Raw genomic sequence first — 19,516 nt, forward strand, 5'->3', positions numbered from 1 at the left:
GGCGTCAGGTCGTGGCGCCGCTGCCCGACGGGCTCGTCGACGGGGCCGGCATGCGCCAGTTCCGGTGGCCCGGGAACCTGCCGTGGTGGTCGCCGTCGGGGCCCGTGCCGTTCCGCGTTCCCTCGAGGGCGTGCGTCGCGGTCCTGGTGCCGTTGCCGTCGCGGGTGCCGACGAGGAAGGCCGTCTCACCCTTCTTCAGGTCGCCGGCGCCGGACCCCTTCGTGCCGTCGCGCAGCACGGTGGTGCCGGAGTTCACGGTCCAGGTCCACGAGGCGCCGTCCTCGCTCTTGACGGTGACCTGGTCGCCGTCGATCTTCTCGACGGTGCCGCGCTGCCACGTCCGGGTGATCCACTTGCCGGTGTCCTGGTCCTTGACGGTCGCCTCGCCGTGCACGCCCATCCCGCCGGCACCGAACCAGCGGCCGCCGCCGTGCCGGTCGCCGGGGCCGCCCGGCGACGGCGCCGCGGATCCGGACGCGGACGGTGTGGCCCCCTGGCCCGTGCCGCCCGAGGTCGCCGCGTAGGCGACCGTGCCCCCGAGGGCGAGGGCGACGACCGTGGCGGCCACGGTCACGGCACGCGCGCGGCGGGAGCGCCGGCGCCACGGCCCCGCCTCGCGGTCCGGCCCGCCCGGGCCCGTCATCACTTCCATGTCCGCGGTGGGTTCCTGGTCCGGCTCGTGCATCACGGCTCGCTCCCATCGGCCACGGCCCCGGCATCTGCGTGCCACGCCTTGCTGTGATTGTCGAACGAGGTCGATAAGGACCGAGTAATCATTACCTGTGAACCCGGCTGATCAGCACGTCTTCTGCACGCGCGCGATGAGCAGTGCCACGTCGTCGGAGTTGTCCGGCTGGTGCAGGGTGCGCAGCAGCAGGTCCGCGACCTCCTCCAGGGGACGGTCGGGCCCTTCGAGCAGGGCCAGGAGCTCGTCCAGGCGCTCGTCGAGGGGATGCTGCCGCGTCTCGACCAGGCCGTCCGTGTAGAACACCAGGCGGTCGCCCGGCTCCAGATCGACGGTGGTGGTGGAGAAGGCCACGCCGCCCACGCCCAGCGGCACCCCGGTGGGCAGTTCGAGCAGCTCGGGCGCGTGCCCGGCGCGCAGCCGGGCCGGTGGCAGATGGCCCGCGTTGGCGATCCGGCACTGCCGCAGCTCCGGGTCGTGGACGGCGTAGACGCAGGTGGCGATGGAGTGGTCCAGGCCCTCGGTGATCCGGTCGAGGTGCTCCAGGACCCGGGCCGGGTCGAGATCGAGCGAGGCGAGGGTGTTGGTGGCGGTGCGCAGCCGGCCCATGGTCGCGGCGGCGTTGATGCCGCTGCCCATCACGTCGCCCACCACCAGCGCCGTCTTGCCGCCCTCCAGGGGGATCACGTCGAACCAGTCGCCGCCGACCTCGCTGGTGGCGCCCGCCGGCTGGTAGCGGGAGGCGACCTCCAGGCCGCCCGTCACCGACGGATGGCTGGGCAGCAGGCTGCGCTGGAGGGTGAGCGCCGTGTCGCGGGCGTTCTGGTACCAGCGGGCGTTGTCGATCTGCACGGCCGCCCGGGCGGCCAGTTCGCGGGCGAGCAGCAGATCGTCCTCGCTGAACGGCAGCGGGTTGCGGGTGCGCTTGAGGTCGAGCGCGCCCAGCACCTCGCCGCGTGCGATCAGCGGGACCGCGAGATAGGAGTGGACGCCCGCGCGGGCCAGCAGGTCCGCGGCTTCGGGCGAGCGGGCGATACGGGGCAGATGGGCGGGCTCGACCCGCGCCACCATCACCGGCTGTCCGGTGCGCACGCACTCGGTGACCAGCCGGTCGGGACCGTAGCGGGCCACCTGCCCGGGCTGGTCGGCCGCCCGCAGCGCCTCCGGGGCGTCGTCCGCGTGCACGGCGAGGGCGCGGATCACCGCGGCCTCGGCGGGGCCGAGGCTGCTGCGCCGGCCCAGCACCACCGCGTCGAGCAGGTCCACGGCGGCCACGTCGGCGAGCTCCGGCACGGCGACGTCGGCCAGTTCGTGCGCGGTGCGCTCCAGCTCCAGCGTGGTGCCGATGCGGGCCGAGGCGTCCGCGATGACCTGCAGCCGGCGCCGGGCGGACTCCGCCTCGACGCTCGCCCGGTGCTGCTCGGTGACGTCCACGACCGAACCGGCCAGACCGAGCACGGTGCCGACCGCGTCGTCCAGCCGGTACAGCGACATCGACCAGGCCCGTTCCTCGTCCGGATCGGCCGCGGTCCGCCCGGTCGTCTGCCGGTCCACCACGGGCGTTCCGGTCTCCAGCACCTGCCGCGCCGCCGCCTCGATCATGTCGACGTCGAGATGGGGCAGGACCTCGCGGATCGACCGGCCGACGTGGTCCTCGGCCGGGATGCCGTTGATCCGCTCCAGCGCCGGGTTGACCGAGACGTAGCGCAGATCGGTGTCCAGGACGGCCAGGCCGATGGGGGACTGGGCGATCATGCGGTTGGACAGCGCCACGTCCCGCTCCAGCCGCCGCACGGTGGTCCGGTCGGCGCACAGGCCCAGCGCGTAGACGTCGCCGTGGTCGTCCAGCAGGCGCATGTTGCGGAACTCCACCAGACGCGTGGTGCCGTCCTTGCGCCGGATGGGGAAGGCGCCGGCCCAGCTCTGGCCGGTGAGCATGACGTCGGCGAAGAGTTTGATCACGAGGTCGAGATGCTGCTCGTGCACCATGATCCGGGCCGCGTACTCGCCCAGCGCCTCCCGGGCCGGGTAGCCGAACAGCTCCTCGGCCTGCGGGCTCCACAGGACGATGCGTCCCTCGGCGTCCAGGACCACCGAGGCCATGCCGAGCATGTCGAGCAGCCCGCTCGGCCTGACCGACTGCTCGCCGTCGGCCATCGGAAACCGAGGTGCACTCATTCCACGCACCGCCTTCGCCCGTTCACGCGGCACGTCGTCCCCCGTGCCGACTCCCCAAGTTCTACCGCGCCCAACCGTCGCTGTGACGACCCTGTCGCCCACCTCCACCATCCCTCAACACGGCCGGGACCGTCCCCCGGAGCGCTGACGACACTACCCGCCACGCAGCGTCGCCGAACCGACGGCCTCCGTTACCGAGATGGTCTGTACATGACCACCTGGCCGGGTCAGACTGTCCGCCGAGCCAGCCCCGCCCCCCATGAAGGAGCCCTGCCATGCCCCTGCGTGTCCGGCAACGTTGTCACGCCGCGCTGACCGCGGTCCTCGCCCTCGCGAGCGCCGCCGTCCTGTCCGCGGCCCCGCCCGCGGCGGCCGCCGACACCTGGAACGAGGTGGGCTCCGACCGGGCCGATCCGCTCACCGAGAGCCAGGGCCTGGCCTCCGTCGAGGTGCCGGCCGGCAGCCCCAACCACTACACCGGCATCGGCACCATCCCGCTGAGCGTGAGAAGCCGGGGCTGGAACCACGTCGGTGACCCCGACGCCTCCTACGACGGCCACATCGTCGAGCCCTACCAGGCGGACTCGGGCAACGCGAAGATGTACCGCGTCCAGGCACCCGACGGCAGCTGGTCCGAGTACGTCCACACGCTCGGCTCCGGCGAGGCGCTCAACAACTCGTGGGTCGCGATCTCGCCGGACGGGCAGTGGATGCTGTCGGGGGAGTACGGCACGATGAACCGCTTCCTGGTCCTGCCCACCCCGGGCGTCAACGGCACCACCTCGCCGTCGGCCGACCTCCCGCAGGTCTCCACGGTCGTCCTCGACCATGCCGTACGCGATGTGCAGGGCTGCGACTTCTCCGGCCCCACGACCCTGCTGTGCTCCTCCGACGACCCGGACGGCTCGCTGTTCGGCATGACCAAGCCGCTGCTCCAGGTCGACCTGTCCGCCGCCCCGAACGGCAGCTCCGACGTCTCCGGCCATGTCACGGCGCTCCGGCAGCTGCCGCTGCGCAGCTCCTGTTCGGGCACGTTCGAGGCGGAGGGCATCGACTACGACCGCCGCAGCGGCACCCTGCGGGTGATCGTCGTGTCGCCGGGGTTCTGCGTGCTGACGGACAGCAAGACGTACCGCTTCACACGGGGCTGAGCCGAGCGCTGGTCCGGCCCGGACAGTGGTGCTTTTCTGGGGATGTGGCGCGGTTCGCGGGGAACTCGCACCGCCGCGCCACCGCCGCGAGAGGAGCGATCACGATGGACCGTGTGCGACCGCACGAGGAGCCCGTATCCCTCGAGATCAGTGGATGCAGCAAGGAGGACGCCCGGATCGTCTTCGACACGCTGTGCGCCTGCTTCGAGTCGGACCGTGGTCCCGACGAGGTGCCGCAGCAGCTCCATGAGACCCGCCCGATGGTCTGGCTCGGCACCTTCGAGGTCACCGACGCCCACGAGTGCCCGCCGCCCGCGCGTCTGGCCTCCTCCGTCGAGGTGGACGCGCAGGGCGGCTACTGGGCGATCGAACGCCTCCGCTCGACCCTCGACCCGCTGTTCACGGTCCGCGACCTCATGTCGGCGTCGGGCGACCAGGAACGGGAACTGCACGTACGCCTCGAAAGCCGGTGACCCGCCGGTACGCCGGGTGCACCGCCGGCGCGCTGCCGGTGTCCGAGGGGCCGGCGGTCCCGTTCCGGACCGGCAGGCCCTCCTGGGCCGCGGCGCTGAGCACGGCGGCCGCGGGCCGCTCCGCCTCGGACGGGCGGAGGGGCGCCCACTGAGCCATCCGGGTGACGGTGGTGGGGCGGGGAGCGCGCAGGAGCCGGTCCGGTTCGGCGCTCGCCGCGCGGACCAGGGCCGGTGCCGCGCGGGCGTCGAAGGCCGGTGCGGTGCGGATGCCGATGCCCGGTTCGCGCCGACCGGGGACCGTCACGGGCCCTCGCCGCCGTGACAGGACCTCGCCGTCAACTTCGGCGGCGGCGGGAAGCCCGCGTCCGCGGGCGGGAGTCCACTCTCCTCCAGCGGCTGGACGGGGGCGCCGCGCGGGAGACGGCGCCGAGTGCCGCGCCCCCGCGTGGCCCGTCTCCGCGTGCCCGGCGGTCCCCGCCCGCCGACCACCCCCTCCTCCGGGCCGGGGCGGCCGATCGCGGTCCCGGCCGGGCGCACCGCCGCCGGGTCCGCGAGGCAGGCCCGGGACGCCGCCGAAGCCGCCGGTGTGCCAGCAGTCGTCCAGCGGCGCCGCCGCGCGCACCTCCGCCGCGCCACGGCGGAACATCGGCGCCGCCGGCGTGGAGCCGGCGGCTCCACGGCCCCGTCGCCACCCGTCCGGCACGTCCGCGTGGTCCGGTGCGAACGACCAGGTGCGCTGGTCGCCGCAGGACGCGGTGTCCACGCGGGCGCCGAGGGCCCGCCACGGGCCCGGCCGGGCGCCGGTCACCTCCACCGGCGCTGCGACCGGGCGGCCGGTGTCGTCCCGGAGACGCCGAAACGGCAGGCCGTGGGCGTCGAGCCGGCCCCCGAACCCGGTGAGGACGGGTTGCGCGGGCGTCGGTCCCGGACCGGCTCGGGCGGGGGACCAGCCGCCGGGCGCGGGCGACCACCTCGGCGTCCTGGAGGCTCATGGAGCCCTGCTGCGCCGGGGTGGCCCGGATCACCCCTCCCCGGTTATGCAACTAGTTGCAAAACACTGCCGGAGCCTCTACAACAGTGAGCACGACACCGCGCACGGAGGGGCCCGATGAGCCGTTACCCGCACCTGCTGAGCCCGCTGGACCTGGGCTTCACCACGCTGCCCAACCGGGTCCTGATGGGCTCCATGCACGTCGGCCTGGAGGAGGCCGAGCGCGGCTTCGAGCGCATGGCGGAGTTCTACGCCGCCCGGGCGCGCGGCGGGGTGGGCCTGATCGTCACCGGCGGCATCGCGCCCAACGACGAGGGCCGTCCGTACGAGGGCGGCGCCAGGCTCACCACCGACGAGGAGGCCGAGCGGCACCGCGAGGTCACCGACGCCGTGCACCGCGAGGGCGGCCGGATCGCGATGCAGATCCTGCACTTCGGGCGGTACGCCTACCACCAGGACCTCGTCGCGCCGAGCCCGCTCCAGGCCCCGATCAGCCCCTTCCCGCCCCGCGAGCTCACCGACGCCGACGTCGAGCGCACCATCGACGACTACGCCCGCGCCGCCCGCCTGGCCCGCCGGGCCGGCTACGACGGCGTGGAGATCATGGGCTCCGAGGGCTACCTCATCAACGAGTTCATCGCCGCGCGGACCAACCACCGCACCGACCGCTGGGGCGGCTCGTACGAGAACCGCATGCGCTTCCCGGTCGAGATCGTCCGGCGGGTCCGCGAGGCGGTCGGCGAGGACTTCATCGTCATCTACCGCCTGTCCATGCTGGACCTGGTTCCCGGCGGCTCGACGCTCGACGAGGTGATCACCCTGGCCAAGGCGGTCGAGGCCGCCGGGGCGACGATCATCAACACCGGCATCGGCTGGCACGAGGCGCGCATCCCCACCATCGCGACCTCCGTGCCGCGCGGCGCCTACACCTGGGTCACCGGGAAGCTCATGGGCGAGGTGTCGGTCCCGCTCGTCACCACCAACCGCATCAACACCCCCGAGCTGGCGGAGGAGTTGCTCGCCACGGGCCGTGCGGACATGGTCTCGGTGGCCCGTCCGATGCTCGCCGACCCGGACTTCGTCGCCAAGGCCGCCGAGGGCAGGCCGGAGGCCATCAACACCTGCATCGGCTGCAACCAGGCGTGCCTCGACCACACCTTCAGCGGCAAGATCACCTCCTGCCTGGTCAACCCGCGCGCCTGCCACGAGACCGAACTCGTCCTGTCCCCGACCCGGTCGAGGAGGCGCGTCGCCGTCGTCGGCGCCGGGCCGGCCGGACTCGCCTGCGCCGTCTCGGCCGCCGAGCGCGGCCACGCCGTCACGCTCTACGACGCCGCGAGCGAGGTCGGCGGCCAGCTCAACGTCGCCCGCAAGGTCCCCGGCAAGCAGGAGTTCGACGAGACGCTGCGCTACTTCCGCCACCAGCTCGACGCCCACGGCGTGGACGTACGCCTCAACTCTCCTGTCGTTGCGGGCGACCTGGCCGGCTACGACGAGGTCGTCGTCGCCGCCGGTGTCACCCCGCGCACCCCCGACATCCCCGGCGTGGACCACCCCAGCGTCGTCGGCTACCTCGACGTCCTGCGGGGCGAGGCCCCCGTCGGCGACCGCGTCGCGATCCTCGGCGCGGGCGGCATCGGATTCGACGTGGCGGAGTTCCTGACCGACGGCGGCGACAAGGCGAGCGAGGACCCGGAGACCTACTTCCGCCGGTGGGGCGTCGACATGGACTACCGCGGCCCCGGCGGACTCGCCGCCCCCGAGCGACCCGCCCCGCCGCGCACCGTGCACCTGCTCCAGCGCAAGCCGGCCAAGGTCGGCGCGAACCTCGGCAAGACCACTGGCTGGATCCACCGCACCGAGCTCAAGCACCGCGGCGTCACCATGGTCCCGGGCGTCCGCTACGACCGCATCGACGACGCCGGACTGCACCTCACCGTCGGTGAGGAGAGCACGGTGCTCGCCGTCGACACGATCGTGCTGTGCACCGGGCAGGAGCCGCGCCGCGACCTGTACGAGGAGCTGCTCGCGGCCGGGGCCGCCGTGCATGTGATCGGCGGTGCCGACGTGGCCGCCGAGCTGGACGCCAAGCGCGCCATCCAGCAGGGCACGGAGCTGGCGGCGGCCCTCTAGAGGGCCGCAGGGCCGTCCCTAGGATGACTCCATGTCACTCCCGCACGCGATCCTGACCGCCCTGCTGGAAAAGCCGTCCTCGGGGCTGGAGCTGACCCGCAGGTTCGACAGGTCGATCGGCTACTTCTGGTCGGCGACGCACCAGCAGATCTATCGCGAGCTGGGAAAGCTGGAGGCCGAGGGGCACATCCGGGCCCTGCCCTCGCAGCAGCCGGCCCGCGGGCAGAAGAAGAGCTACGCGGTCCTGCCCGCGGGCCGCGCCGAACTGGCCCGCTGGACCGCCGCGTCCCAGGACCCCAAGCCGCACCGCGACCCGCTGCTGCTGCGGCTGCGCGCGGCGGCGGTGGTGGGCACGGCCGGGCTGGAGGCCGACCTGCGCCGCCATCTGGAGCTGCACCGGCGGCAGCTGGCCCGGTACGAGAAGATCGAGCAGCGCGACTTCCCGCCCGGCAAGGACGCTCCGCACGACCGGCTCCAGCACCTGGTGCTGCGGGCCGGGATCGACCTGGAGACCTTCTGGACGCAGTGGCTCACGCACGCCCTGGAGGAGTTCGCCGAGCTGCCAGACCCCGGGACGGCGTGAACTCCGCTGCGGTCAGAGGCGGTTGGGCTTGGCACGCTTGCGCAGGTACCAGCCCGTCGCGATGACGCCCGTGCCCACCAGGGCCGCTCCCACGCCCAGCGTGACCGGGCCGTAGTCCTTGACGGCACCGCCCAGGCCGCCCGCCACGCCGAGCGAGGCGGAGGGCGTGGCCGAGGCCTTGGCGGTGGCGGAGATCGTGGGCCGGGAGGCGGGGGAGACGACGATCGACTGGGTGCCCGCGGTGGCGCCGCTGGCCGAGCACTGCACGATCACGGTGTACGTGCCCGGGCTCACACTCGACCAGGCCGCCGACTGCAGCGCGGTGGTGCCCGACAGGGACACCTGACGTCCCTGGGCGAAGCTCGACTGGCTGCTGCTCAGCAGCGAGGCGGTGCCCCAGCTGCCGCTGCTGCTGGTCCGCGAGCACTGGGTGGTCGTCACCGACACCGTGGACCCGCTGGTGCTCACCGAGATGCCGCTCTGCGCGACGGCCGGAGCGGCGGCCAGCGCGATCGGCAGCGCGGCGGCTGCGGCCGTCAGGGCCGTGCGGGCGAGTGGCTGGGGGTTGCGCATGGGTCTGCCCTCCGACGGCACGGTCGGCGGTACATCCCTTGCGCCGCCGAGGGTGGGGGAACGCCCGTGCTGCCTCAGAGGCAGCCAACGTCCCCGCGGTCCCTCCCGCATGCGGAGCGCCCCCGGGCAGGTGACGGGTTCGTTCGTCCGGCCCATGCGGCGGGCGCGGTCAGGGCCGGGAGCCGCTGTGCGTCCCGGTCGTGACCGTCCGCTCCGCCGACCAGCCGCCCCAGGTGCCGTCGGGCAGCCTGGCCCGGATGCGCAGGCGGTGGGTCACACCCGCCGCCCGGCCGGCGTAGAAGGAGTACGAGGCCTTCGCGCGCTGCGCGTTCCCGCCGTACACCAGGGAGGTCGCCGCCTGTCCGTCGAGACGGATCTGGTACTCCGCGATCACCCCGTCGGCGCCGGGCGGGACCCAGGAGAGGTCGAGGTAGTACGCGCCGCCGGCGCGGTGGCTCGCCGCGCGGAAGGCGGTGGGCGCGGTGGTGTGACCGTCGTCGGAGCCCGGGGTGGTGAGGCGGACGGTGCCACCGGGTGCCGAGACGTTGTCGGCCGCGTCGCGCGCCCGGACGGTGAACGCGTAGGCGGTGCCCGGCCGCAGTCCGGTGATCACGGTCGACGTCCGGGCCGCGCCCACACTGTGGATCTTCGACGAGCCCTGGTGGATGTCGTACGAGACCACGGCGCGGTCGTCCGTCGAGGCGGACCAGGACAGTTCGACCTCCCGGCTGCCGAGCACCCGGCCCCGCGTCCCGCCCGGGCGGGTCGGTGCCGATGCGTCCGCCGCCACGGCCGCGGGTGTCCGCGCGCGTACCACCTGCCCGGCCGGTCCGAGCCGGCCCGCGGTGTCCCGCGCCCGCACGGTGAAGACGTACGAGGTGGACGGCGCGAGTCGGGTGATGTCCACCATGTGCCGCGAGCCGGTCACTTCGGTGATTCTCGTCGTGCCGCGGTACACCTCGTAGACCCGCACACGCGGGGCCGCCGCCACGGCGTTCCACATCACGTGCACGCTGGTCGCGCTGCCCGCCGCCGCGGTCATGCCGGTGGGCGCCGCCGGCAGCCGCCCGCCGTCGTCGCCGCTGCCGCCCCGGCCGCAGGATGCGGCGAGGGCCAACGCCGCACACAGGGTGAGGGATCGGCGCACCAGCACGGTGTGACGGCGCATGGCTCTGCCTCCCCGCGCGGCAATGGTCCGGACCAATGGTGACGCCTCGGCGTGGCCGCATCAAGGGGGCGGCCGGCCGGGCGGGTGTTGGTGACGGCCCGGGGAAGTTACGTATGCTGGCTCACCTCACGGCTGAACTCTCCATGAGGGCTGGTGGGTTGTGCCGGTGGCGCGGACCGCTGTCGTCGCTGTTCCCGCGCCCGACGCGGGTGGCCGGGCGGCCGGAGCCGACGCAGGCTCGGGAGCCCGGCCCCCGCCGCTCGTCCGGGGACGCGCCACGCCGTGAGTCGCCTGAAGCCCGTGCGCCGGTCCGGCCGCCTACGGTGGCCGCATCACCGCAAACGGGGCAAAACGGGCAAAATGCCCGCCGTGCCCCTTCAGGAAAGGGCCCCTCATCGTGCGTGTCCAGTCGCTGACCCTGGCCGTGGCCGGCGTCGCCCTGCTCGCCCCGTCCTTGGCGGCGGCCGCCGAACCGCGCGCCGCGGCAGAGTCGTCCGCCCGGCGCGAGGGCGACGTCCGCGCCTCCGACCTGCTGGCCAGGGTGCGTGACTGCACCCGGATCTCCCACGGCCGCTTCCGCGCCGACCACGGGAAGCGCGCGAACGTGGCCGTGTGCGGCACCCGGCACGCCGTCTTCTGGAAGACGGACATGGACATCGACTGCGACGGGCAGCCCGGCCCGCGCTGCAACCGCCGCACGGATCCGCTCTTCTCGGCCGCCACCGCCTACCAGCAGTCCGACGGGCGGCCGTTGAACGCCGAACGCCTTCCCTACGTCGTCGTGCCCGCCGCCGGATCGGTCTGGAACCCCGCCGCCGACGGAGTGCGCGGCGGCTCCATCGCGGCCGTCGTGTACCGCGACCGTGTGCAGTACGCGGTGGTGGGCGATGTCGGCCCGCGCGGCCTGATCGGCGAGGCGTCCTACGCCACCGCCAAGGGCCTCGGCATCAACCCGGACCCGCGCCGCGGCGGTGTGTCCTCCGGCGTCACCTACATCGTCTTCAGGAACTCCCAGGCCAGACCGATCGAGAGCCACACCGCCGCCGTCACGGCGGGACGGCGGCTGGCGTGGCGCTTCGTCCTGGGCGAGTAGCCCCCCGGCGGCCCGCATTTGACACGGCAGAGGGTGAAGCGGCCCCGCGCGCGCCCGTCGAGCACCCCGCCCGGCGCGCCGCGGACCAGGACGCCGACCGCGCGGGCCGGGCCCCCGGCGGCCATGCGCCCGGCCCCCGCGGCGCGGAGGCTTCGGGGCTTCAGACCTTCCGGTAGGTGTACGCCTCCGCGGCCGCCGCCTCGACCGCCGCCAGGTCGGCGCCCGCCGCCGCGGTGACCACCGCGGCCACCGCCCCCTCGACGAACGGGGCGTCCACCAGCCGGGTGTTGCCGGGGAGTTCGTCGCCCTCGGCGAGCAGCGCCTTCACCGTGAGGACGGCGCTGCCGAGGTCGGTGAGCACGGCGACCCCGGCGCCCCGGTCGACGGCCGCGGCCGCGGCGGCGATCAGCTCCGCACTCGTGCCGAGCCCGCCGCCCTCGGTGCCGCCCGCAGCGGCGACGGGCACCGAAGTCCCGCCGCCCGCAAGCCCCTTGGCCAGCTCGGCCACGGACGCGGCCACCTCGGCGCTGTGCGACACCAGCACGATCCCGACCTGCTTGTCGTCACTCACCGGCGGCCTCCCCGAGCGCGGCGATCAGCAGCGACGACGAGGTGGCGCCCGGATCCTGGTGACCGATGCTGCGCTCGCCGAGGTAGCTGGCGCGGCCCTTGCGGGCCTGCAGGGGCGTGGTCGCGAGCGCGCCCTGCTCGGCGGCGGTGCCTGCGGCGGCGAAGTCCCCGTCGCCGAGCGCGTCCACGGCCGGTACCAAGGCGTCGATCATGGTCTTGTCGCCCGGCGCGGCCCCGCCGAGCGTCATGACCGCGTCCACCCCGGCCCGCAGTGCCTCCGTCAGCCGTGCCTCGCCGACCTCGGAGTCCTCCCCGAGCGCCTTGCCCGTACGGCGCAGCAGCGTGCCGTAGAGCGGGCCCGACGCACCGCCGACGGTCGAGATCAGCTGCCGCCCGGCGAGCACCAGGACCGCGCCGGGCGTAGCAGGTGCCTCCTTCTCCAGCGCCGCGACCACGGCCCGGAAGCCGCGCTGCAGATTGCTGCCGTGGTCGGCGTCCCCGATGGGCGAGTCGAGAGCGGTGAGCCGTTCCGCCTCGCGGTCCACGGACGCGGCGGCCGCCGTCATCCAGCGGCGGAAGAAATCGGCGTCGAGCACTGGATCTCCTTGCGTGGTAGGTACGTTGACACCCTGTCCCGCCGGGCTACATGCCCCAGCGCAGCCCCGGTGTCTTCACCGGCGCGTCCCACAGCCGCAGCAGTTCCTCGTCGACCTGGCACAGCGTGACGGAGGCGCCGGCCATGTCGAGCGAGGTGACGTAGTTGCCCACCAGCGTGCGGGCGACCGCGACGCCGCGCGCGGTGAGCACCCGCTGCACCTCGGCGTTGAAGCCGTACAGCTCCAGCAGCGGTGTCGCGCCCATGCCGTTGACGAGGACGAGCACGGGGTTGCGCGGGGGCATGTCCTCGATGATCGCGTCCAGCGCGAACTCGGCGATCTCGCCCGAGGTCATCATCGCCCGCCGCTCCCGGCCGGGCTCGCCGTGGATGCCGACGCCGAGCTCCAGCTCGCCGGCCGGCAGGTCGAACGTGGGTGTGCCCTTGGCCGGTGTGGTGCAGGCGCTGAGCGCCACCCCGAAACTGCGGGAGTTCTCGTTGACCTGCCGGGCGATCGACTCCACCCGCTCCAGCGACTGTCCCTCCTCCGCGGCCGCGCCCGCGATCTTCTCCACGAACAGCGTCGCCCCGGTGCCCCGGCGCCCCGCCGTGTAGAGGCTGTCGGTGACCGCCACGTCGTCGTTGACGAGCACCTTGGCGACCTGGACGCCCTCGTCCTCGGCGAGCTCGGCGGCCATGTCGAAGTTGAGCACGTCACCGGTGTAGTTCTTCACGATGAACAGCACGCCCGCACCGCTGTCCACGGCGGCCGCCGCGCGCGCCATCTGGTCGGGGACCGGGGAGGTGAACACCTCGCCCGGACAGGCGCCCGTCAGCATCCCGGGGCCCACGAATCCGCCGTGCAGCGGCTCGTGCCCCGAACCGCCGCCCGAGACCAGGGCGACCTTTCCGGCCACGGGGGCGTCCCGCCGCACGATCACCCGGTTCTCCACGTCCACGGCCAGTTCCGGGTGGGCGGCCGCCATGCCGCGCAGTGCGTCCGCGACCACGGTTTCCGGAACGTTGATCAACATCTTCACGGGATCCTCCTGGTGAGACGCGTTCGATCCTCTGTCCGTACACCCATTGTCGGCAGTATCGGTGCTCCGGCGTCGCCGGTCACCTGTACGGCGCAACCGGGTGTGCTGCGGGCCGGGCGGCGTAGCGGCACGCGCGGTGACGTCGTCTCCCGTCACCGCGCGTGCCGGCGCCCCTGCCGCGGCCGGCCGGCCACGTGCCGGTCAGCCGGTCTTGTGCCCCCATTTCGGGCCGACCATGGCCCATTCCGCGCCCCACCGGCGGGCCCGCCGCCGGTCCAGCCGCAGGCGGGCCAGGCCGCCGGCGCCCAGCACCAGACCCGTCGTGCCGAAGCCGGCCGCGACGCCCAGCACGGCCGCCTCGAGGTCCGCGGCGGACCGGCTCGGCGGCCGGGTGGTCAGCCGGCCCTGCGGGTCCGTGTAGACGACGATGTGCGATCCGGCCTTCAGCCCGGTGTCGACCAGGGTGTTCCCGGTGCGGCCGGAGCCGTCCGGAAGGTTCCAGCGGACCTTGGCCGACACCCGGTAGTAGCTCTTCGTCCCGGTCTGTGTCGTGTCCGAGACGAGGACGGCCGCCACGGGGACGCGCTCGGCACGCTGCTGCGCGAAGACACCGTCGGCCGCATGGGCCGTGATCACACCGGCGAGCGTGCCGCCCACGGCGATGACCGCCCACACGGCCAGCACGAGCCAGGCCTCCAGAACGTCCTCTCGACGGCGCAGCGGGTTGGACCGCCACCGCCACAGCCACTTCGCCGTCCGCCCGCCTGCACGCATGGGTCTGCACCTCCTCGTCGTCCCGACCTGTCCAACGTGACAGCGAAAGGGCGGGGCGCGGGATGGGCCGGACAGGGGGAGTCAGGGGGCCGACCGGACCTCGCGGAGAGCTTCGGTGAGCCGTTCGGCCCCGGTGAGCCGGGCGCGCCCCCGCGTGCGTCGCCGCGGCCGCCGGCAGGGACCTGAAGGCCACCCATGAGGGACCAACGGCCTCTGACCCGGCGTCCCCGCCGCGACCACCCTCGAAGGTCCCAGCAGCCGTTCCCGAACCGTGCGGGAGGAGGGCATCATGCGATCAGCGCCTCTCGATGCCCAGACCCTGGAACGGTGCGTCGCCGCCGCCGTGGCCGCGCCCTCGTTCTTCAACACCCAGCCGTGGCGTTTCCGGCTGGACCCCGACAACGTGGCCTTCGAGGTGCGTGCGGAACCCGAACGGAGCCTGCGTCACGCGGACCCGGTCGGCCGCGCCCTGCACCTGTCGGTCGGCGCCTCCGTGTTCAACCTGCGCGTCGCGGTGTCCCACTTCGGCTGGGCACCCGTCGTACGGCTGCTTCCGCGCCCCGAGGAGCCCGGTCTGCTCGCCACCGTACGGCTGACGGGCAGCACCGGACGGCACAACGGGGGCCACCGGGACGACCTCTACGGCGCGATCTGGCGCCGGCACAGCAGCCGCTTCCCGTTCTCCGACCGGCCCGTACCGCCGCAGGCGCGCGCCGAGCTGGCCGAGTGCGCGCACCGCGAGGGGGCCTCGCTCAGCTTCGTCGAGGCGGCCGAGGCGACACGGCTGCTCCGGGTGACCGCGGAGGCCGAACTGCGCAACCGCCACGACGCGGATCGGGGCATGGAGAGCCGCCGGTGGGTGCACCGGGACCTGGACGACCCGCACGACACGGGTCTGCCGCAGACCGTGCTGGGCCCGCAGGACGCGCGAGAAGGCGTCCCCATGAGGGACTTCACCGCGGCGCGGCACGCCGAACGGCTGCCCTCCCAGGACTTCGAGATCTCCCCGTTCATCGCGCTGCTGAAGACGGCGCACGACCGGCGCACGGACTGGCTGCGAGCGGGGGAGGCCCTCGAACACGTGCTGCTGGTCGCCACGGCACTCGGCCTGCGCGCCTCCCTGCTGCATCAGCCGATGGAGTGGCCCGACCTGCGCCGCAGCCTCAGCCCGGACCCCGACCACACCGGTCACGCCCAGATGCTGATCCGGCTGGGCTACGGCCCGGAGGGCCCCGTCACTCCGCGGCGCACCCCGTACGCCGTGCTCGACGCGGACCCCTCACGCCGATAGCCGTGCGGACACCTCACGCCGCCGGGATCAGCCCGCCGCGGCGGAGACCTCGTCGCGCGGGACGAGGCCGAAGAGGGCCGAGGGCAGGTCGGGGTGGATCTCGAAGACGTCGGCCAGGCGGGCGGCCCGCAGGATGCGCGGGAAGCAGCCGCCGCCGGCGACCAGGCGGAGCCTGCCGCGGCGGGCCAGCACACGGTTCCTCGTCCGGCACAGCATCCTGAGGCCGCTGCAGTCGATGAAGATCACCGGGCGCAGGTCCAGCACCACGTCGGGGCGGCCGCCCGCGGTCAGGGTGTCGAGGCGTGCCGAGAGCGGCGCCGCCGTGCAGAGGTCGATCTCGCCGTGGACCTCCACCACGGTCGTGCCGCCCACGACGCGTTCGGTGTGGCACGGCGCGAGACCCGCGTGGTTCGTGTCCATACGCAGAGCAAAGCCGTGAGCCGGACGTGGCGGAAGGGCCGGTCGGCCCCGGTCGGCGGGTCGCCGGGGCCGACCGGCCCCCTCTGCGCGCCGCGCACCCGGCACCCAGGGTCGCTCTCGTACGGGGCAGGGACCGATGGCCCCGTGCCCCGCGCGAGCGTCCGCCGGACGCTGGGAGTGGGCCCGTGCCGGGCCGCTCCGTGCGGATCGGCCGTACGGAGGCACAGGAGGGAATCCCGCCATGACATCCCCGCACGTGACCGTCGGAGTGGACGGCTCGCTGACCGCCGTACGCGCCCTGGACTGGGCGGCGCAGGAGGCGCTGCACCGCGGTGTGGGCCTGCGCGTCGTCCACGCCGTCGCCGACCTGGACGAGGCCGGGCCGGTCCTGGCGTCGGCCGTGGCGCGGATCGACGCCCACCATCCCGAGCTGCCCGTGACGGGGGAGCCGGTGGAGGGCGGCGCGGTGGAGGTCCTGCTGCGCGAGAGCGAGGACGCCGTCCTCACCGTCGTCGGCAGTCGCGGGCTGGGCGGGATCACCGGAGCGGTGTTCGGCTCGGTGAGCCGGCGCCTGGCCGGGCACACGCACGGACCCCTGCTGGTGGTGCGCGGCGACCACCGCTGCGACGGGGACCGCGAGGTGCTGCTGGGCCTGGGCGGCGACGCCGACACGGACGCGGCGGCCTACGCCTTCCAGGAGGCGGAGCGGCGCGGTGTCCGGCTGCGCGTCGTGCACTCCTGGTCCCACCGCCACGTCGGGCCCGAACTGCCGTCGGTGATCCCCGCGACGAGCCCGGGACAGCGCGCACTCGCCCGCCGTGACGCCGACGAGGAGGCCGTGCCGCGCTTCAGCATGGCCGAGCTGCGGGAACGGCACCCGGGCGTCGGCGTCGAGTCGCACACGGTGCGCGCCGCGCCGGGGCACGCGCTGCTGGAGGCCACCCGCGAGGCGGGCGTCGTCGTCATCGGCGTCCACCGCCACACGGACCGGCACCTCACGCGCCCGGGCTCGGTCGCCCACACCCTGCTGCACCGCTCGCACTGCCCCGTGGTCGTCGTGCCGGCCGGAACACCCGCGATCGGCTGACCATGCCTGTCCGAAGGGGGGTGGGCCCGCACCGCGGGCGCCGCGCCCCGGCCGCCGGGCCGCCCCTGTCAGGGGAGGCCGGGCGATCGAGGAAAAGTGATCATGAACCAGACCACCAGCGGGACGGGCACCAGCAGCACGAACACCGCCAGCACCTTGGCCCACGTGGCCGTTCTGCCCCTGCCTTCGGTCGTCATGACCGGCAACCCCCCCGCTCAGGATGCGCCTCGGACCCGAGTCTACGGGCGTGCGACCGCCCGCTCTCTCCTCGTACCGCGGCTGAACAGACCTTCGCAGCAGGGTCGTTCGGCCCTGCACCGCGGGCCGCGTAGCCCCTCCGCGAGCGGTCGCCGACGCGGGACATTGAAGGCGCAACGAGAGACGTCAACAACCCGCGCGTCACCCCTAGAGAGGGATGAGCACCATGGCAGTCCACGAAACCCCGCACCGGAACGTGCGGTTCCACCTCCCGTCCATGCGCCGGTCCGAGACGGCTTCGCGTCGCGCCGACGAGACGAACACCGTCGTCCTGACGGCGACCGCCACGCACGTCCTCGCCGGGCTCCGCGTGCTGACCGGGTTCGTCTTCCTGTGGGCCTTCCTGGACAAGACCTTCGGCTTCGGCTACGCCACCGCGTCCGGCAAGGGCTGGATCGACGGCGGCTCGCCGACCAAGGGCTTCCTCAGCTCGGTCGCGGCCGGCCCGATGGAGTCGACCTTCCACGACTGGGCCGGGGCCGGCTGGGCGGACTGGCTGTTCATGCTCGGCCTGCTGGGCATCGGCGCCGCCCTGATCGCGGGCGTCGGCCTGCGGCTCGCGGCCGTCGCCGGCACCGCCATGATGGCGCTGATGTGGATGGCCGAATGGCCGCCCGCCAAGCACCTCTCCGACGGCTCGCTGAGCATGTCGACCAACCCCTTCGCCGACTACCACCTCATCTACGCCGTCGTCCTGATCGCCCTCGCGGCCGCGGGCGCCGGCGCCACCTGGGGTCTGGGCAAGGTGTGGGCGCGGCTGCCCTTCGTCAGCCGCCACCGCTGGCTGCTCTGACCTCGGCGGTCGGCGACCGTCCGACGCGTCCCGAGCGTCCCGCACCGGGGCACCGCCGCAGCACCCGCGGCGGTGCCCCGGTGCGTGTGCGGTGCACCGTCCGGCCGTGCGCGGAGGGGCCGACCGGCCCAAGCGCGCACCGGCCGAACCCGGACAAGCTGAACCCACGGGGCAACCCCGGCACCGGGCTCGCGCCCGGTCGGACGAGAGGAAGTGACGGGCCATGGCGGAGCAGGCACCGTCCCGAGCGGCGGAAGACCAGGCACTGGGCGATCTCGGCCGCCGCCTCGCGGCCCGGCGCACGCAACTCGGACTGACCAGGGCGGAGACGGCGGCCCAGGCCCGTATGGCGCCCGGATACCTCCAGTACCTGGAGGAGTACCCCGGCGCCGCACCGGGCTCCGGGGTCCTGCTGAGGCTCGCCGAGGTCCTGGAAACCACCGTGCGGGACCTCACCGGCGGCGACACCGACGTGCCGCACGGGCTGGGGCGGCCCGCCCGCGGCGCCGAGCTCGTCGAGCTGAGCGTCCCCGAGTGCCGCGCCCTGCTCGGCACGCACGGGGTGGGGCGGATCGCGGTGCCCACCGCCTCCGGGCCGGTCGTGGTGCCCGTGAACTACAGCCTCGTCGACGGCGGCATCGTGTTCCGGACCGAGTCCGGCAGCACGCCCGCCCAGGCGTCCGGCTGCCAGGTCGCCTTCGAGGTCGACCGCATCGACGACGCCTTCAGCAAGGGCTGGAGCGTGCTCGTGCGCGGCCACGCCCGCACCGTGACGGACCCCGACGAGACGCGCACGCTCGCCGAGCGCGCCCGCAGTGCGCCCTGGGCCGGCGGCCGGCGCGACACGTGGGTGCGGATCGACCCGACCGTGATCACGGGCCGTCGTATCGCGGTGTGAAGCGGGACGTTTTCCGCGGGGACCGGGGCCGATGGTCCCTCACCCCGGGCTCCGGCCCCGCGCACGATGGAGGGAACGCTCCACCGCTGAGCACCACGTGAGAGACGGACTGGCCCATGTATCCGAACGACGGTTTCCGCGAACTCGACCGGCAGGAGTGCCTGCGTCTTCTGGCGAAGGTCCCGGTCGGCCGTATCGTCCACACGCGTCAGGCGCTGCCGGCCGTCCTGCCCGTCAACTTCGGCCTCGACGGCGACGGCGCCGTGGTGCTGCGCACCTCGGCGGCCTCGGAGCTGGCCCGCGCCGTCGACGGAGTGGTGGTCGCGTTCGAGGCCGACGAGGTCGACGCGGCCACCCAGTCCGGCTGGAGCGTCGTCGTCACCGGGGCGGCCAGTGTGGTGACCGACCCGGGCGAGCACGACCGCCTGCTGCGGACCGGCCCCCGCTCCTGGGTGCCGTCGCCCCGCGAGGTCTTCGTGCGGATCGAACCCGAACTCGTCAGCGGCCGCGAACTCGCGAGCGGGCGCAGCCTGTACGGCGTCCGTCTGCCCATGTGAGTCCCGCGCGGACGGCGTGGGCACCGTGAGCGGGCGCCTTTGGCGGCCGGCCCGCACCGCTCCCCGGCGGCCTCTGCGGCGGCCTCGCCGGGCCCCGAGGCGGGGGCCGGGAGGGGGCCGGGGCCCCCCCGCCGGTGCCGGGCCGGCCGCGGCGCCGGGCCGGCCAGGCGGGGCCCGGCGGGGGGGGGGGGGGCCGGGCCCTCCC

Annotated in this window: 20 protein-coding genes; 10 read left to right on the forward strand and 10 right to left on the reverse strand. The window is 74.3% G+C overall.

Annotation, left to right across the window (positions count from 1 at the left end):
- Nucleotides 1-4: 4 nt before the first annotated feature.
- Together ACIRPX_RS01065 and ACIRPX_RS01070 are read right to left on the reverse strand one after the other, a co-directional pair.
- A complete protein-coding gene (locus tag ACIRPX_RS01065; protein ID WP_404187490.1) occupies nucleotides 5-685 on the reverse strand; it encodes a hypothetical protein in 681 nt (226 codons plus the stop codon).
- 111 nt (nucleotides 686-796) lie between these two features.
- A complete protein-coding gene (locus tag ACIRPX_RS01070; protein WP_404187149.1) occupies nucleotides 797-2,863 on the reverse strand; it encodes a SpoIIE family protein phosphatase in 2,067 nt (688 codons plus the stop codon).
- Between the two features lie 275 nt (nucleotides 2,864-3,138).
- On the opposite strand from ACIRPX_RS01070, the gene ACIRPX_RS01075 reads away from it, so the two are divergent.
- From ACIRPX_RS01075 to ACIRPX_RS01090, 4 genes are all read left to right on the forward strand, one after another.
- Entirely contained in the window at nucleotides 3,139-4,014 is an 876-nt protein-coding gene (locus ACIRPX_RS01075; protein ID WP_404187150.1) for a hypothetical protein, read from the forward strand.
- A gap of 104 nt (nucleotides 4,015-4,118) precedes the next feature.
- Nucleotides 4,119-4,487, forward strand: a complete 369-nt coding sequence (locus ACIRPX_RS01080; RefSeq protein WP_384253561.1) for a hypothetical protein — start codon at nucleotides 4,119-4,121, stop codon at nucleotides 4,485-4,487.
- Between the two features lie 1,108 nt (nucleotides 4,488-5,595).
- A complete protein-coding gene (locus tag ACIRPX_RS01085) occupies nucleotides 5,596-7,611 on the forward strand; it encodes an FAD-dependent oxidoreductase (RefSeq protein ID WP_404187151.1) in 2,016 nt (671 codons plus the stop codon).
- A 31-nt stretch (nucleotides 7,612-7,642) separates the two neighbouring features.
- Nucleotides 7,643-8,194 (forward strand): PadR family transcriptional regulator, encoded by a 552-nt coding sequence (locus tag ACIRPX_RS01090; protein WP_404187152.1) that lies wholly within the window; start codon nucleotides 7,643-7,645, stop codon nucleotides 8,192-8,194.
- Between the two features lie 12 nt (nucleotides 8,195-8,206).
- Here ACIRPX_RS01090 and ACIRPX_RS01095 read toward each other — a convergent pair whose 3' ends face one another.
- Entirely contained in the window at nucleotides 8,207-8,767 is a 561-nt protein-coding gene (locus ACIRPX_RS01095) for a hypothetical protein (RefSeq protein WP_404187153.1), read from the reverse strand.
- 169 nt (nucleotides 8,768-8,936) lie between these two features.
- The gene (locus tag ACIRPX_RS01100) at nucleotides 8,937-9,935 is read right to left on the reverse strand and encodes a fibronectin type III domain-containing protein (protein ID WP_404187154.1); all 999 of its coding nucleotides are present in this window, start codon (nucleotides 9,933-9,935) and stop codon (nucleotides 8,937-8,939) included.
- Nucleotides 9,936-10,332: 397 nt separating this feature from the next.
- Between ACIRPX_RS01100 and ACIRPX_RS01105 the strand changes: the two genes are divergently transcribed.
- Nucleotides 10,333-11,028, forward strand: a complete 696-nt coding sequence (locus tag ACIRPX_RS01105; RefSeq protein ID WP_404187155.1) for a glycoside hydrolase family 75 protein — start codon at nucleotides 10,333-10,335, stop codon at nucleotides 11,026-11,028.
- A 160-nt stretch (nucleotides 11,029-11,188) separates the two neighbouring features.
- Here ACIRPX_RS01105 and ACIRPX_RS01110 read toward each other — a convergent pair whose 3' ends face one another.
- From ACIRPX_RS01110 to ACIRPX_RS01125, 4 genes are all read right to left on the reverse strand, one after another.
- Complete coding sequence (locus ACIRPX_RS01110; RefSeq protein WP_404187156.1) at nucleotides 11,189-11,599, reverse strand: PTS-dependent dihydroxyacetone kinase phosphotransferase subunit DhaM; 411 nt, start codon at nucleotides 11,597-11,599, stop codon at nucleotides 11,189-11,191.
- Nucleotides 11,592-12,194: a dihydroxyacetone kinase subunit DhaL gene (gene dhaL, locus ACIRPX_RS01115; RefSeq protein ID WP_404187157.1), complete on the reverse strand. Its 603-nt coding sequence runs from the start codon at nucleotides 12,192-12,194 to the stop codon at nucleotides 11,592-11,594. The genes ACIRPX_RS01110 and dhaL overlap by 8 nt, the downstream gene beginning before the upstream one ends.
- Nucleotides 12,195-12,240: 46 nt before the next feature.
- Nucleotides 12,241-13,233 carry a dihydroxyacetone kinase subunit DhaK gene (gene dhaK / locus ACIRPX_RS01120; RefSeq protein WP_404187158.1) on the reverse strand — a complete coding sequence of 331 codons (993 nt, stop codon included), beginning with the start codon at nucleotides 13,231-13,233 and terminating at the stop codon, nucleotides 12,241-12,243.
- A 201-nt stretch (nucleotides 13,234-13,434) separates the two neighbouring features.
- A complete protein-coding gene (locus tag ACIRPX_RS01125) occupies nucleotides 13,435-14,007 on the reverse strand; it encodes a hypothetical protein (protein WP_404187159.1) in 573 nt (190 codons plus the stop codon).
- A gap of 289 nt (nucleotides 14,008-14,296) precedes the next feature.
- Here ACIRPX_RS01125 and ACIRPX_RS01130 point away from each other — a divergent pair, with 289 nt between their 5' ends.
- Nucleotides 14,297-15,298 (forward strand): Acg family FMN-binding oxidoreductase, encoded by a 1,002-nt coding sequence (locus ACIRPX_RS01130; protein ID WP_404187160.1) that lies wholly within the window; start codon nucleotides 14,297-14,299, stop codon nucleotides 15,296-15,298.
- A 27-nt stretch (nucleotides 15,299-15,325) separates the two neighbouring features.
- Here the strand turns inward: ACIRPX_RS01130 and ACIRPX_RS01135 are convergent, their stop codons facing one another.
- Complete coding sequence (locus ACIRPX_RS01135) at nucleotides 15,326-15,718, reverse strand: STAS domain-containing protein (RefSeq protein WP_404187161.1); 393 nt, start codon at nucleotides 15,716-15,718, stop codon at nucleotides 15,326-15,328.
- Between the two features lie 241 nt (nucleotides 15,719-15,959).
- Between ACIRPX_RS01135 and ACIRPX_RS01140 the strand changes: the two genes are divergently transcribed.
- On the forward strand, nucleotides 15,960-16,805 hold the full coding sequence (locus ACIRPX_RS01140; RefSeq protein ID WP_404187162.1) for a universal stress protein: 846 nt from the start codon (nucleotides 15,960-15,962) through the stop codon (nucleotides 16,803-16,805).
- Between the two features lie 68 nt (nucleotides 16,806-16,873).
- Here the strand turns inward: ACIRPX_RS01140 and ACIRPX_RS01145 are convergent, their stop codons facing one another.
- Nucleotides 16,874-17,002 (reverse strand): hypothetical protein, encoded by a 129-nt coding sequence (locus ACIRPX_RS01145; protein WP_404187163.1) that lies wholly within the window; start codon nucleotides 17,000-17,002, stop codon nucleotides 16,874-16,876.
- 227 nt (nucleotides 17,003-17,229) lie between these two features.
- On the opposite strand from ACIRPX_RS01145, the gene ACIRPX_RS01150 reads away from it, so the two are divergent.
- From ACIRPX_RS01150 to ACIRPX_RS01160, 3 genes are all read left to right on the forward strand, one after another.
- Entirely contained in the window at nucleotides 17,230-17,856 is a 627-nt protein-coding gene (locus tag ACIRPX_RS01150; protein WP_404187164.1) for a hypothetical protein, read from the forward strand.
- Nucleotides 17,857-18,079: 223 nt separating this feature from the next.
- Nucleotides 18,080-18,754 carry a helix-turn-helix domain-containing protein gene (locus ACIRPX_RS01155; RefSeq protein WP_404187165.1) on the forward strand — a complete coding sequence of 225 codons (675 nt, stop codon included), beginning with the start codon at nucleotides 18,080-18,082 and terminating at the stop codon, nucleotides 18,752-18,754.
- Nucleotides 18,755-18,870: 116 nt separating this feature from the next.
- On the forward strand, nucleotides 18,871-19,311 hold the full coding sequence (locus ACIRPX_RS01160) for a pyridoxamine 5'-phosphate oxidase family protein (protein ID WP_404187166.1): 441 nt from the start codon (nucleotides 18,871-18,873) through the stop codon (nucleotides 19,309-19,311).
- Nucleotides 19,312-19,516 lie beyond the last annotated feature (205 nt).

It is taken from the genome of Streptomyces sp. NPDC101225 (assembly GCF_044767585.1).
Lineage (GTDB): Bacteria > Actinomycetota > Actinomycetes > Streptomycetales > Streptomycetaceae > Streptomyces.